Source organism: Alysiella crassa DSM 2578 (genome assembly GCF_000745955.1).
GTDB classification, from domain to species: domain Bacteria; phylum Pseudomonadota; class Gammaproteobacteria; order Burkholderiales; family Neisseriaceae; genus Simonsiella; species Simonsiella crassa.
On record NZ_JQKH01000063.1, the window covers coordinates 1 to 14,512 of the forward strand.

A 14,512-nucleotide genomic window follows, 5' to 3' on the forward strand; every position below is an offset into this window, starting at 1 on the left:
GTTTCATCATCATTATAAAAGTCAATTAGTACACTATTTTGGTATCTAGTAAATTGTTCGTATCTCCAAGTATAGTTATACATACAAATATCCCATCCCCAAATTAATCCACCAGAACACCGCCCGATTTGGCGCAACAATTGCCGAAACTGCCCATGAATATGGATATTGCAATCGCGTTCAATTTGTGCGATTTCCGCGTCCGTGTAGCCCTTAATCCGTTCAGGGTAGAAGGGGATAAAGGTATTATAAGCACGAACTTTCTTGAGTTCTTCAATAAAATCAATCATTTTTTATTCCTTTCAATTTTCAGGCTGCCTGAAAAATGGTTTTATTAAAAATCAAAAAGAAAAACACCGTTTCAATTTTCATTAAAACGATGTTTTTCCAATAAAAAATTATTCCACAAATTGCACAATATCCGCCAAATCCTGACGCGATTTCGGGCGAATGTCTTTATTGCGATAGCCAAACGTACACATCACCGAAACGCCCCATTCGGCTGGGTCAAACAAATCCGCTTCCACCAAAATGCGATTAACTTCTTTGTAATCAAAGCCTTCAATCGGGCAAGAATCCACGCCAATCAATGCCGCGCCCGTCATCATGTTTGCCAAAGCGATGTAGGTTTGTTTGCTCGCCCAGTCAAACAGGCTGCGTTCGCTGTCCAAAATGGCGATGTCTTGTTCTTGGAATTTTTGGTACACGGCAAGGGCTTTTTCTTTCGCTTCGCCCGTCAAACCACGTCTGGCGATGACCGTGTCAAAATACGCGCTGTCGTAGCGGGCATTTTTCTTGGCGAGAATGGCGACAATGTGGCTGGCGGTTTCCATAGTGGGAATGCCCCAGCAGTAAGGCTTTAATTTTTCGCGCAAATCGGCATTTTGCAACACCAAAAATCGCCAAGGTTCGCTGCCCACCGAGCTGGGCGACAAGCGTCCCAATTCCAAAATGTATTGGAAATCTTCGGCTGGGATTTTTTTGTCGCCGTCATACGAGCGTGTGGACGCGCGGTAGTGGAAGGCGTTTAATACATCGTCTTTATTGAAAAAGTTCATGGGTTTACTCCGAAAAAATAAATTAAAGTTTGGGGAAAATGGGGTTTTCAGGCTGCCTGAAAAATGTTTTTTAATTAAATACAAAAGCGGTCATCAAATAGCGATTGGGGTTTCTGTTTGTGTGTCCATTTGGGTTTTGGAAAATCAATTTAACGCCACTTTTCAAAATTAAATCAATGGAATAAGGATTGGTTTGTTTTTCAAAATCAATATTTAATTTCACAAATTTTCGCATCACATAATCCAAAGTCAATTTTTTGGGTTGTTTGAAAATCCATGTTTTAACCATAAAATGTTCGCCCGCATGAAATTTTCTCCCCATATAATCGGATTGTAAATGGTCAGAAAAAATTTGGTATAAGCGATTGTCAGAAAAATGAAATTCTATTTTTCCATACAACCAAATATTTGAACCGATTAGATAGCGTCGGTCATGATTATCGGGTTCGGGAAAATGATTTAAAATCCATTCTTGGCTTTGTCCCAGTTCAATACAATCAAATTTCCCATTTGTTAGAAATTCAAACATATTGAGTTCAATTTTATGGTTAATTTCCATCAAAATTTCCTGAAATGATTTTGAAAAATTGGGCGAAGTTTTCAGGCTACCTGAAAATACATAAACATTCAAATTGTACCATCACTCGCGCCTTAAATTTTTCGCTTCCCACCAATTATCGTTCACAAAACCGTCCGCATATTTCTCGCCCATTTTGGGGACATCAATGGACAAACCCGGTTCTTTGGCACTTTTTACCGCATTATCAATGGATTGATACCATTGATTTCGCCCCAGACTGAACACGCCCCAGTGCATTGGCACGATTTTTTTGGCGTTCAAATCCAAAGCAGCCTGAACCGATTGGTGGGCAAACATATGCGTTTTGGGTCAGCCTTGATTGGCGGCATCAATTTCCATAAAAGCGATGTCAAATCCACCATATTTTTTGCCGATGTCGCTAAAATGCGGGGCATAACCTGTGTCGCCACTCCAATACAGCCGTTTGCTCCCTTCCAGCACAAACGATGCCCACAAGGTTTTATTGCGGTCATTTGTCCAGCGAGATGAATAGTGCTGGGTGGGTTCGGCGGTCAATTTGATGTTGCCAACCATTGTGGAATCGCCCCAACCAAGCTCGGTGATTTTGTCAGGCGAAACGCCCCATGACTGTAATCGCGCCCCCACGCCAAGCGGTGCGATAAAGCGTTTTGCCTTGTCCGCCAAATGGCGAATGGTGGTGGCTTCCAAATGGTCGTAGTGGTCGTGGGAAATCAGCACCACATCAATATCGGGCAGATTTTCACGGCTAATTGGGGCTTCTTGAAAACGTGGGGCAATCAGGGGCAAATTAAGGGGGTTGGCGTTATCAAACACAGGGTCGGTTAAAAAGCGCTTTCCGTCCAATTCCAAAATGCTGCTGGCGTGTCCCAGCCAATAATAGGCGAAGTTTTCAGGCTGCCTGAAACTGGTTTTATCCAATAAAATCATCGGTAAACGACCGTTTGGCGTGTAACCGTCATGGCGAATAAAACCGCCTTTGCCAGTCACTTTGTCGGGATAATAGGGCAAATCATCGGTATAAAGATTGGTAAATTGCCCGTTTTTATAATACGGCAAATGGGTAAAACGGCTTTCATCGGGCAATGCACCCAAATTGCGGTAGAGCATCACTCCCAAAATCGCCACGATAAGGGCGAGTATGCCCAAAGTGGCTAGGGTGAATTTAAGGAGTTTTTTCAATAAAGGTTTCGTTGTGGATTAAATAAATTAAACCATTAGGGGGCTAATGGTTTTGGGTTATTTTGAAAAATTGAGGTTTTTTATGGGACGGTATAAGGTGGGATTATGGTTTAGTCTATACAAAAAACAAGCGTTTTTCAGCCCTAGTACACGCTACATAAAACATTTCTGAATTTCCGTTTATTCTTTCAAAATCACTTTTTTGTAAAACAACATTTCTAAACTCCAAACCTTTTGCAGAGTGTATGGTCATTGCAATATTCTGTGTTTTATCTAATTGATAAAATTGCTTTGTGCTTTCAAGTTGAATGCAATTAATAATTTCTTGATAGTGTTCTGGTATTAAAATTTCTATTTCATCATTTAAATTTTTTAGTGTTTCAATACAAAGATTGTTTTTAAAATCTCTCATCAGTTTATTAGCTGATTTTGTGGGCATATGTGCTAAAAAATTCTCTCTAAAATAAACTTCTTCTACTGATTTTGAAAAATATAATTTAAATAACAAATCCAAATGATTTTTATATTCAGGGTTTTCTTGATTTTCAATAAAATCTGGAATTTTTACCACAACTAAATCAAAATCTTCAATAAGACATTTATTTTTATTCGTACTCCAAAATAAAAAACATAATCCTTCATTGGAAAATTTTTCTTTATTAAAAGTCTCTATAACTTTATCAAAAGTAAAATTAACAAAAACTCCATACGCTGTATCTTCATATCTTACACAATTATTACCTTGTGGGATAATATGATTTTTTGCACAATCATCAATTAAAGGATGACAACGAAAATTTTGACTTAACTCATAAATATTATTTTGAAAATATTGGTTATTTTTCATACCTATGAATTTTTGTGAGTCTGCTCCCCTGAATTGATAGATGGTTTGTTTTGGGTCTCCAACCAAAACAATTTGAATGCCAAAAGATAAAAATAATTCTACAATTTCATATTGTAAGTAATTATTATCTTGTGCCTCATCAATATAAATTGCTTGAAATTTGGTTTTTAAATACTTTCTAATATAAAAATTATTTCTTAGTAAAGAAATAGAATACTTAAATAGATAATCTTCTTTTTGATTTATACTTCCAGTCATAATCCGATTGGAATCAACTTTGTCCAACCAATCTTCTACACTTTCAGATTTATTATCGTTTTTAAAGCTAAAACCAATATTTTTATTTCTAAAGCTTTTATCAAAAGCCAAAACATAATGCAATAAAAATAAATGGAATGTCATTGCAATAATTTGACTTCCATTTAATTGTTTGACTTTTTTCAAAATATCATCAGCACTTTTATTGGTAAAACTGATAATGGCAATATTTTGCCAACTTGGAATTTGTTTGGCTTGATTGATTGCTCGTCTAACTAATGTACTGGTTTTACCTGAACCTGCATTAGCAATAATCATTGCTGATGAAAATTGCTCTGGCTCAATAATGGCTTTTTGTTCATCTGTTGGCACAAAATTATTCATTGACTAAGTCCTGTAAGCATTTAAAGTTTTCGTGATTAAAAATTTTTCCAGCATCATCTTCTGTAGCATTTTTAATAAATTCCCACATATTTATCCATTTGGATTTTTGTAAAGAATCTACAAAATCTCTATCCTTATCAAGACATTCTGCTAAATCATTTTCTAAATCTATTTTTGAAAGATGTATTCCAGATTGTGCAAAGTCTTGAATATCTCCAGTATAATTACTATTGATTAGATTTCTAAAATTATCAATATCGAGAGTTGAATAACCCAATCGTTGTTTTTTGTTACTCTCATCTGCATTATTCAGTATGTTAAATATATCAACACAACGATTAAACCCCAAAGCATTCAATTCATCATTTCGTGGTACTTTTGCAATATCATTATCTGTTTTAATAATAATCTTTATGCCCAAACCTTTTAATATTTGGACATATTTATCAAAATAAATCCCTGAAATACTCTGTATCGTAATATCTGTTCTATCATATCCTAATTTATCTAAGACCCACTCAAAAAGTAATTTTTCTGATGGGCCTTCAACCAATAAAACCCTATTAACAAATAGACATTGAGCCAAATTTTCTATTAAAATATTTTTAAGGTCATTATATTTATCTCCTATATTGGCAATTTCTGAACTAATTTCTATCTTTTGATTTTGCTTAAACAAACGAATCAGATTTGCTTCATTGCTAATTTTAAAAAATAATTGTGGGGAATGTGTAACCAAAAATAAATAAGGGCTAAACTCTTCATTAAAAATGGTTTTTGACAACTCAATTTGAGATGACAGGAAAAGATGATTTTCAGGCTCTTCTATTAGTAAAATAGGTATTTTTCCATTAGCATTTACACCATTATTAAGTAAATAGCTAATCAGGGCATACATTACCTTTCTAATCCTACCATCTCCCGATGTTGGATAAAATGTTGGTTCTATATCATCTTCTCGATTGTCAAACATAAAAATATCTAAATTATTATGTAAGTCTCCAAAGGTATGACTAGGGCTTATTTTTATTTTATAGTTTTTATCAAATAAATCAAGTTGCTCATTTAAACTGCTCTCCATAGTTTTTATTGTAGATAAAATTGATATTTTCTGATTAAATAATTGATTTAATTCCTGTATTTCACTTTCGATGTTAATATCGTCATCATTTTTTTGGTAATTATTTAATAACTCTTTTTTAAACTCTTTAAATTTTGATGAAATATCATTTTGAGAAGGAATAAATACACAATAGAAAATATCATCTAGTATTGTGCGATTTAATCCACGCATAGGGATTTCTATTAACTCTTCATTTTCAGAACCCCAAGATAAATTACTGATAAATTGATTGTTTGAAAATTCAATCGTAAGTTTTATTGTAAAAAGTTCCGTATTATCTGTAATTGCATTATCAGCCTTTGCAATAATAATGTTATTATAATCATTGTCTTCCGAAATATCTAAATAGCAGGATATTTCAATAGGATTTGATTTATTGCAAGTATGAAAATCAGTATCATAGATTTGGTTATTTCGTGCCTTACCATCAAATAATAAGCGTAAGGCATAGATTAAATTGCTTTTACCTACATCATTCATACCAAAAATTAAATTTTTATTTGACAATTCAATTTCACAATTATCAAAATTTCTAAAATTAACAATTTTGAGTTTACGAAGTTTCATTTGCAGTTTCCCCAATAATAAAAATATTAATATTCAGTACATTGTACCATTTTCATCTAGAAATTTCATCTTTTCAGGCAGCCTGAAAAACAAAAAACACCGTCCCCAACCCTGAAAACGGTGTTTTTCTAACTCAAAAAAATTATGCTTTCAAACTCCCCATATCAATCACAAAGCGATATTTCACATCGGATTTAAGCATTCTTTCATACGCATCATTGATGGTTTGCATATCAATCATTTCCACATCTGGCACGATGTTGTGTTCGGCACAAAAGTCTAGCATTTCTTGGGTCTCTTTAATGCCACCAATCACAGAGGCAGAAATACTGCGGCGACCGACAATCATCGGTACGGTGTTGATGGTTTCTTTAAGTTCGCCCACCAGTCCTACTAGCACCAGCGTGCCATCCAGTGCCAAAGTTGGCATATAGGGTTTTAAATCGTGGGTGTATGGCACGGTATCAATAATCAAATCAAAGGTATTGGCGACCTCTTTCATCTGGTTTTCATCGATAGAAAGCACCACACGGCTTGCCCCAAACGGTAGGCGTCATTGGCTTTGCCCATTGAACGGGTGAACAAGGTTACTTCCGCTCCCATTGCTTTGGCAAGTTTAACCGCCATATGCCCCAGTCCGCCAAGCCCGACAACAGCGACTTTTGAGCCAGCTTTGACATTCCAATGTCTAAGGGGTGAATAGGTGGTAATGCCTGCACACAAAAGAGGGGCAACCGCTTTGGTGTCCAATTTTTCAGAGACTTTTAAGACAAAATCTTCGCTCACCACCACGCCTGTGCTGTAACCACCTTGTGTTGGTGTGCCGTCAAAGCGGTCAATACCGCCATAAGTGCCGATGTTGCCCACTTCGCAGTACTGCTCCAAGCCGTGTTGGCAAGGACTGCATTCACGGCAAGAATCCACCATACAGCCGACACCGACCAAATCGCCAACTTTGAATTTGTCTGCCTTGTCGCCGACTTTGGCAATGCGACCGATGATTTCATGTCCTGGCACCAGCGGATAGTGTTGTGTCCAGCCCCAATCATTGCGAGCCATATGCAAGTCTGAATGGCAGACGCCACAGTACAAAATATCAATCAAAACATCGTCTTCACGGAGTTCTTGGCGTTCAAAACGGTGTTGAGCAAGAGGGGCACTACAAGGGGTATTTTGTTTATCAAGATTTTTGATAAATCGGTATCAGTTAAAATGATAATTGGGGGTAAGGCTACCTGAAAAATCATTTTTAAAAGAAAAAACACCGCTTTTATGATAAAAACAGTGTTTTTTCTGTATCTATTAGGATTTAAAAACCAAAGTTTTCAAAGAATTCTGAATCTCTTTTTCTAATGTTTTACTTTGTTCAAATAAATCGCTTAGTGTCTGTTCAAAACCTTGCATTTTGGTATTAAATTCACTTTCGCTAATATCTATATAATCTATTTTAACATCAAAATATTGCCCTGCACTTAGGCTGTAATTTTTATTGATAATTTCATCATAGCTCACCACCACGCTAAAATCTTCTATTGCTTTTTTATTCGCAAAAGTTTCACAGATTTTATTTTCTTCTACAATGCTTAGTACAGTTTTTTGGTTTTTGCCGTCTTTGATTTTTTCGCCTAAATTGGACGCATCAATCAAAATGACTTTATCACGATTGCTTTTATCCAAAAACAAAATAGAGACATTTGTTCCAGTGGTCGCAAAAATATTAGATGGCATAGATACCACACCAGCCAGCATTTTATTATTGACCAAATATTCACGGATTTTTTTATCAATGCCACTTTGGGCGGTAATAAAGCCAGTTGGCAATACAATCGCTGCTTTTCCTGTGTCTTTGAGGCTGGCGATAATATGCTGAATAAATAACTGATAAATCGCCATACTTTCTTTTTTGGTTTTTGGAATATTGGGAATCCCTGCAAAAAACCGTTCTTGATTTTCTTTGCTGTCTAGTTGCTCTCTAAAATCACTAAAATCCAATTTAAAGGGCGGATTAGACACAATAAAATCAAACTTTTTAAGCTGACCCTTTTCTTTATGTTGTGGGTTTAATAAAGTATTGCCTTGAATGACATTGCCAATAGAATGAGGCAGATTATTTAAAATCAAATTCAAACGCAATAAATTAGATGATTTTTGGGAAATGTCTTGGGTATAAATCGCACATTTATCCTCGCCAATAATATGAGCCACACTCATCAATAGTGAGCCCGAACCTGCGGACGGGTCATAAACACTTTGGCTTTTTAATTGCCCTCTTTGGTCGTCTGGTACAAGGATTTGTGCCATAATTCTTGCCACTGCATTTGGCGTATAATATTCGGCATATTTACCACCTGAATTGCTGTTATAATCTTTGATAAGATATTCAAAAATATCGGCATAAAAATCATATTTTTGATTAAAAATATGCTCAAAACTAAATCCACTAATTTTATTGATGATGGCACGACAAAATTCATCTCGCTTGCTTGGGTCGGAAATATATTGACTTAGGCGTTCAAATAACACCACTTTTGCACCGCCATCGGTTTTTACAGCGTATAATTCGGCATTCTTAGTCGCAATATCAAATAGCGTATCATCAAATAAATTGGCAAAACCCGCTTCATTTTGGCGAACGGATAAATAAGAAATGAGATGGTGCGGCTTTAAAATTGCTGTATTGGGTAATTGTAGATACAACAGCTCCTGTTCATCATCGCTCATTTGGGTATAATAAGCCTGCCAGTCGTTACCATAGTTTGCCAATGTTTTATCAATGGCTTTAACATCATAAGCAAACTTATCATTTAAATATTTGTACAAAAATACTTGGGTAATGATTTTAAATTCATTACCATCATTGCCCAATCCAAAATTAGCACAAATGGTTTTTAGGCTATCAATCATTTGATGGGTTTTTAATTTTAAGTCGGTCATTTTGCTTCTCTATGATTTTCGGTTCAGATATATAGCTTATTGACTGTTAATGTCATTGATTTAATTCATCACTCACGCCAACCTGCCCATTCATCAGCATTGGTAATAAAAAATCTCGTAATTGCGTGAGTTGTTGGTTTTGTTTTTCTAGGTTTTCTTGATGAGAAAAAATAGATTTTATTTTCTCATCAAAATTATCAAGAATATTTTTATTTGGCGAACAAAAATTCAATTGTTTTAAAACACTTGCTGAAATTTCCTTAAATGTTGAACCAGATGATGATTTAATAATTTTATTCATCATATTTTTAATTGTATAAAAAATAAAATATTGAGAATATCCTTTATTTGGAATAAATGACTTAAAACCTTGATTTGTTGTAACTTCATTTAAGGAAATAGCCATATATCCAATAGGAGCTCTAGAACTCATTAAAACTGTACTCTTTGGATAAACTTTTAAGTTTGCATCTTTAATTCCTTCTTGAGATATATTTTTTTCGCCATTAGCAATAAATTTATTTCCTTGATTATTTGATAAATCATTTGGTGTTATCCAAGCAATACCATTTTCACAGAAATTTTCAGAATTAGCAGTATTTGGCGTACTACCACCCACAATTTCCCCCAAATGTGCTAGCTCTTTTGCACTCCAACCCACAGGAATTTCCCTTTTTAATACTTCATCATAAACCATCTCTCCGCCAGACGATTTATAGGGTTTGCCATTTTCATCAGGGAAATCAAACTGCACAAACCAATAATCATAAATCGTTTTTGCCATCTGTTCTAATTGGGCATTGATTTGATTATTTAGGGCGATTTTTTGGTCTAATTGGGATAGAATTTTGGCGATAGATTGTTGGATTTTTAGGTCTTTGTGAATTTTTATCTGAATATTATCTAATATACCTTGTGTTAATAGTGGTTGACTTGAACCAATACTTTTTTTATTCAAGTTTAATAATTTTAATAAATAATAAATGTAATAATCATCTGCCTTTACATTATTAACTATACCAACAATTGCATTATCAGAAACCCAACATTGCTCATTAAAATAATGAACACTTCCACAATAAGCACCTACACGACCAATAATTAAACACCTTTTATAATTATATTGATTGGAATAACCCAAAACCCCATTACCACCAAAAATAGGAATATCGCCATTGTTATCAGGGAAAACTTTCCCGTTTTTAAAATCAACAATATCACCCAATCTCATCGTTTTCATTGCCATATCCACCATTACAATTCCTCCAATCTATTCGCCATATATTCTTTGACCAATAGCCCATTGATTTGTTTGATTATATTGGCATTGATTGCAAGTGATTTTTCTTTAAATTCCCCAATCAAAATCGCCCCTGATTGTTTGGTAAAATAAGCCTCATTATCCAGCATTTGCTCCAAATTTAATACTTTTTCGTCAAGCCCATTTTTGGTATTTAATAGTACTTCACGCAGGGTGAGTTTATCGGTATTTAGCGTTGGCAATATATTTTGTTCGCTTAGGCGTTTTTCTATCCGCACATATTTTTTATCGCCATTGTATTTGGTACGGATTAAGTTATTTTGACGATTTAATTCTTTCATTTGTTTGTATAAATCATCAAGCAATGAAATGTTTTCGCTCATCTGTTCTTGCCCAACTTCGGATAGGTTTTTCTTGGCAAAAATGCGTTCCAATTCTTGTTTTAAGGCGATAAATTTTGGGTCTTCTTGGTCAAAATTATCATTAAAGACCCCTTGTGTCCGCACAAAACAATCTTTTAAATCTTCGGCAAGACGCAGTTCATTTTCGCCCACTTTCACAAAATTAAAATATATATCTTCTAATGCCAAATTTAATAAATTGGTATTATCGCCTTGTTCTAATTTTTCTTTTAGGTTTAATAAATCAATACGGTTGGCAGTTTCTTTATATAATTCATTAAATTTATCAAAATCCAATAAATTTAAAAACGCATAATTGCCTTGAAAACGAATGATGTTATATAATTCTCGTGATAAAGCAAGGGCTTTTTTGAGTTCGTTTAGGGTCTCTTTATTGTCAATTTGATTGATTTGCTGGCTGAAATTTTCGGCATTTTGAGTATCATAATCTGCCAATGTATTTTTGATAAAGGCAATGTCATTTTTGATTTCATCATCATTTTTAAACATTTGTGAATAATGAATCAATTCATCGCCCAATTCACTTTGTAATTCATCAAAATAGGCTTTGTTGGTTTTGTCAAATTCCTTGCTAATATCGGCAAAATCCACAATATAGCCAAATTGATAATCCTTATAAGTACGATTTACCCTTGTAATGGCTTGTAATAAATTATGGTCTTTAATAATCCGCCCAAGATAGAGTTTTTTTAGGCGTGGTGCATCAAACCCTGTCAAAAGCATATTATAAACAAACAAAATATCTATTTTGCCTGCTTTATATTCCTCTACCCAATCTTTGCGAGTGGCTTTATCGGCGATGTCGTGCAAAATCAATGCCGATGTATGATGATTGGCATATTTTTGATTAAATAATTCAAACATCGTTTTGGCTTGTTCACTGCTATCACAAATAACCATTGCCCCAAGCGTATTATCATTATTGAGTTTACGAAATTTGATAAAATCTGTGATAATATAATCCAGCATTGGCTCTACAAATCGCTGATGTGCATAGACTTGTTTTTTGTCAATACTGCCTTGTTCTATCTGCCATTCTTTTAAAGCCTCTTGCATTGTCTCGGCAAATTGACTTTCAATATTTTCACGAATCAATCTTAATGTATAACCATCAGCAATAGAATCATTATAATAATATTTATGAATATAGTCGCCAAACAGTTGTTTTGATGGGGTATTGCCAAGTAAGGGCGTACCTGTTAAGCCGATTTTAATGGCATTTTTATCAGAAGTCGTCAAATTCGCCAAAAAAGACCCTGTTGGATTATAACTTCTATGCACTTCGTCCAAAAAATAAATGCGTTGTATATTTAGATTATAATCATTTTGATGAGTGGCTTTGGCATCGTCAGCAAATTTTTGGATATTAACTACGGTAATTTCGCTTTTGCCTTGATGATTATGGCTAATATCGGATTTAATAGAATGAGTAAATTCCTCTTTTGAATCTACTGTATGCACAAGTAACCCACGAGCGGTAAATTCTTTTTTGGCTTGTTCTAATAAATCCAATCTATCCACAATAAAATAAAACTTAGGAATAATACGCTGCTTGGAATAATAATCGGTTAAATGGCGGACATTGTAATAAGCCAATGCGGTTTTACCACTACCTTGTGTGTGCCAAATAATACCGCTTTTTTTACCTTGTTCTAAGGTATGTTTAATGGCAAAAGAAGCAAAGATTTGCGGATAACGCATAATATGTTTTTGATAAGCAGTAGCATTATCAGCAGACTGAACATAAGTAATGGCGTAACGCAACATAAACGCCAATCTTTCACGGCTTAATAATTGTGTGCATAATGTATTGGTTGGGGTATCTGGCGATTGATTGGCAATAAACTCTGGACTGTGCAATAAAGCGTGTTCATTTAAATCTTTGAGGATTTTTATTTTGTCATTGTCATTTAACTGCACCAAAATTTGTGCGGTATTTTGGGCAAACTTTTTGTCTTCTTTAAAAAAATTAAAAGTAATTTGGCTATTTGGTGTGGCATACACCGCCCCTGTTAATTGACCATCGGTCATATTATTAGAAAATAACATCAACTGGGTAATGTTAATAAATGATTTAAAGCGTTTGTTTTTAATACGCTCATTCATTCTTTTTTGTTCTGCTAATATGCCATCTTTATTATTGGGTTTTTTGACTTCAACAAAAACAAGGGGCATTCCATTGATAAGCAAGGTAATATCAGGACGAAATTCATCATCGCCATTTTGATAAGGTAATTCGGTAATGATATGAAATTGATTGTTATCAAAATTATCAAAATCTATGAGTTTTGGACGGTCAATATTAGACGATTGGTCAATCAAGCGTTCATAAAATACCTTGCCCAAATCATCATAATCAAGCTCCAAATGAATATCTGCCAATACTCTGTGAATATCGCCATCTTGCAAATTGAGCGTTGGGTTAATTTTACGAATGGATTCTTTAAAAATATCAGTAAAAATATTACTCTTATTGTCCCAAACGGCATTTTTTAATGACAAATACTGATAGCCAAGTCGCATTAGATGCAAAATGGCTGGAATTTTGACTCTGGTATTTTCGTTAAATTTTTGGGACATTTGGTGGCTCATTGCTTGGTTTTTTGGGTGTTTTTGATGATTGTTTATTCTAGCATTTTTCTGCCTAAAAATCTATTTTTGAGCAACTCGCACCCTTGGTAAAAAGCACCATTTTTATTAAAAATAGTGCTTACCAACCTTATGATTTCAAAGCTATTTTAGATACTTCGCATGAAAGACAATATGCTTACCAATAAAACTGGCAATAAAATAATAAGAATGGTCAAATCCTGCCTGCAATTCAAACTGATAATTCACGCCCAATTTATCCGCCATTTGACAAAAAATTTCTGGCTTTAATTGCGTGTGCAAAAACTCATCTTTATCGCCCTGCTCAATCAAAATGGGCAGATTTTTTTGTTTAATTTCAATATGATGTTTTTCTAATAACGCCACGCTGTCATAATCCGCCCACGCCTGTTTATCATCGCCCAAATAAGCGGTAAATGCCTTTTGTCCCCAAGCCACTTGCATAGGTGCAACAATGGGCGAAAATGCCGAAACGCTTTGATAATTCTCCAAATTTTTAAAGGCAATGGTCAAAGCACCGTGTCCGCCCATTGAATGCCCAAAAATGGATTGTTTGCCACTGGTGGGAAAATGTGCGTTGATTAAGGCAGGCAATTCTTGGGCAATATAATCATACATTTGATAATGTTTTATCCACTCGCCTTGTGTTGCATTGATATAAAATCCTGCCCCCTGCCCCAAATCATAGGAGGAATCGTCCGCCACGCCTTCGCCTCGTGGCGATGTGTCAGGGGCGACAACAATGACATTATGCTCATCAGCATAGCGTTGATAGCCTGACTTTGTGATGAAATTTTGCTCGGTACAGGTTAAGCCTGATAGCCAGTAGAGTACAGGCAATTTTTGGTTTTTGGCGGTGTCTGGTAGATAAATGGCGAATTTCATTTCACAGTTTAGGCTACCTGAAAAATGTTGCCAAATTTGTTGTTCGCCGTTGAAAATGCGGTGGGTGGTTAATTGTTTCATTGGTTTTCCTTTTTTGAGTTTCAGGCTGCCTTTCAGTACACGACAAAAAATCGGACGACCTGTTTTGGGTTTGAAAAATAGTCCAAAGTTGCCATCATCAACATGGCGGCTTTGGCAAGCTGCTCCAAACCAACGCGAAAGATGCTTTGTGAGAGCCGTTCATGCGACTTGGGTTTAATCGGATTCAGTGCATGTTGCCAACGCCCGATAACATAAGCCCAAGCCAATGTAACTGCCAGAATCGCAAACAACTTTTCCATTTTAACAGGGTCAGTCATGTGCGTGGCTTCCAAGTCAAAACCGCGTTTTTTCAGGCAGCTAAACAGCATTTCAATTTGCCA

General features: G+C 35.1%; 12 protein-coding genes and 2 pseudogenes. All 14 read right to left on the reverse strand.

Annotated features, from left to right (window positions below):
• Positions 1–290 (reverse strand): annotated as a pseudogene (locus Q338_RS09190) (hypothetical protein); the annotation flags it as partial.
• 108 nt (positions 291–398) lie between these two features.
• Positions 399–1,058, reverse strand: coding sequence for an NAD(P)H-dependent oxidoreductase (locus Q338_RS09195; RefSeq protein WP_034294564.1), 660 nt, complete (start codon positions 1,056–1,058; stop codon positions 399–401).
• Between the two features lie 70 nt (positions 1,059–1,128).
• A complete protein-coding gene (locus Q338_RS09200; RefSeq protein WP_051968581.1) occupies positions 1,129–1,617 on the reverse strand; it encodes a hypothetical protein in 489 nt (162 codons plus the stop codon).
• Positions 1,618–1,698: 81 nt separating this feature from the next.
• Positions 1,699–1,935, reverse strand: coding sequence for an MBL fold metallo-hydrolase (locus Q338_RS14110; RefSeq protein ID WP_084693580.1), 237 nt, complete (start codon positions 1,933–1,935; stop codon positions 1,699–1,701).
• 12 nt (positions 1,936–1,947) lie between these two features.
• Positions 1,948–2,799 carry an MBL fold metallo-hydrolase gene (locus Q338_RS09205; protein WP_211249445.1) on the reverse strand — a complete coding sequence of 284 codons (852 nt, stop codon included), beginning with the start codon at positions 2,797–2,799 and terminating at the stop codon, positions 1,948–1,950.
• A 115-nt stretch (positions 2,800–2,914) separates the two neighbouring features.
• Positions 2,915–4,288: a UvrD-helicase domain-containing protein gene (locus Q338_RS09210; RefSeq protein WP_034294553.1), complete on the reverse strand. Its 1,374-nt coding sequence runs from the start codon at positions 4,286–4,288 to the stop codon at positions 2,915–2,917.
• A complete protein-coding gene (locus tag Q338_RS09215; RefSeq protein ID WP_034294555.1) occupies positions 4,281–5,978 on the reverse strand; it encodes an ATP-dependent nuclease in 1,698 nt (565 codons plus the stop codon). Before Q338_RS09215 ends, Q338_RS09210 begins: the two co-directional genes overlap by 8 nt.
• A 142-nt stretch (positions 5,979–6,120) precedes the next feature.
• On the reverse strand, positions 6,121–6,504 hold the full coding sequence (locus Q338_RS15355) for a zinc-binding dehydrogenase (protein ID WP_280517543.1): 384 nt from the start codon (positions 6,502–6,504) through the stop codon (positions 6,121–6,123).
• The gene (locus Q338_RS15360) at positions 6,477–7,037 is read right to left on the reverse strand and encodes an alcohol dehydrogenase catalytic domain-containing protein (protein WP_281268602.1); all 561 of its coding nucleotides are present in this window, start codon (positions 7,035–7,037) and stop codon (positions 6,477–6,479) included. Before Q338_RS15360 ends, Q338_RS15355 begins: the two co-directional genes overlap by 28 nt.
• Positions 7,038–7,280: 243 nt before the next feature.
• Positions 7,281–8,912: an HsdM family class I SAM-dependent methyltransferase gene (locus Q338_RS09225; protein WP_034294557.1), complete on the reverse strand. Its 1,632-nt coding sequence runs from the start codon at positions 8,910–8,912 to the stop codon at positions 7,281–7,283.
• Positions 8,913–8,964: 52 nt separating this feature from the next.
• Complete coding sequence (locus Q338_RS09230; RefSeq protein WP_211249446.1) at positions 8,965–10,167, reverse strand: restriction endonuclease subunit S; 1,203 nt, start codon at positions 10,165–10,167, stop codon at positions 8,965–8,967.
• A complete protein-coding gene (locus Q338_RS09235; protein ID WP_034294569.1) occupies positions 10,167–13,175 on the reverse strand; it encodes a type I restriction endonuclease subunit R in 3,009 nt (1,002 codons plus the stop codon). Before Q338_RS09235 ends, Q338_RS09230 begins: the two co-directional genes overlap by 1 nt.
• 153 nt (positions 13,176–13,328) lie before the next feature.
• Positions 13,329–14,171, reverse strand: a complete 843-nt coding sequence (fghA, locus tag Q338_RS09240) for an S-formylglutathione hydrolase (RefSeq protein ID WP_034294559.1) — start codon at positions 14,169–14,171, stop codon at positions 13,329–13,331.
• Positions 14,172–14,203: 32 nt separating this feature from the next.
• Positions 14,204–14,512: pseudogene (locus Q338_RS09245) on the reverse strand (hypothetical protein); the annotation flags it as partial.

Bases quoted from the DNA above. Each gene is read 5' to 3' on its own strand.
- Q338_RS09195 (WP_034294564.1), bottom strand. From the start codon at position 1,058: ATGAACTTTTTCAATAAAGACGATGTATTAAACGCCTTCCACTACCGC.
- Q338_RS09200 (WP_051968581.1), bottom strand. From the start codon at position 1,617: ATGGAAATTAACCATAAAATTGAACTCAATATGTTTGAATTTCTAACA.
- Q338_RS14110 (WP_084693580.1), bottom strand. From the start codon at position 1,935: ATGTTTGCCCACCAATCGGTTCAGGCTGCTTTGGATTTGAACGCCAAA.
- Q338_RS09210 (WP_034294553.1), bottom strand. From the start codon at position 4,288: ATGAATAATTTTGTGCCAACAGATGAACAAAAAGCCATTATTGAGCCA.
- Q338_RS09215 (WP_034294555.1), bottom strand. From the start codon at position 5,978: ATGAAACTTCGTAAACTCAAAATTGTTAATTTTAGAAATTTTGATAAT.
- Q338_RS15360 (WP_281268602.1), bottom strand. From the start codon at position 7,037: ATGGCTCGCAATGATTGGGGCTGGACACAACACTATCCGCTGGTGCCA.
- Q338_RS09225 (WP_034294557.1), bottom strand. From the start codon at position 8,912: ATGACCGACTTAAAATTAAAAACCCATCAAATGATTGATAGCCTAAAA.
- Q338_RS09230 (WP_211249446.1), bottom strand. From the start codon at position 10,167: ATGGTGGATATGGCAATGAAAACGATGAGATTGGGTGATATTGTTGAT.
- Q338_RS09235 (WP_034294569.1), bottom strand. From the start codon at position 13,175: ATGTCCCAAAAATTTAACGAAAATACCAGAGTCAAAATTCCAGCCATT.
- fghA (WP_034294559.1), bottom strand. From the start codon at position 14,171: ATGAAACAATTAACCACCCACCGCATTTTCAACGGCGAACAACAAATT.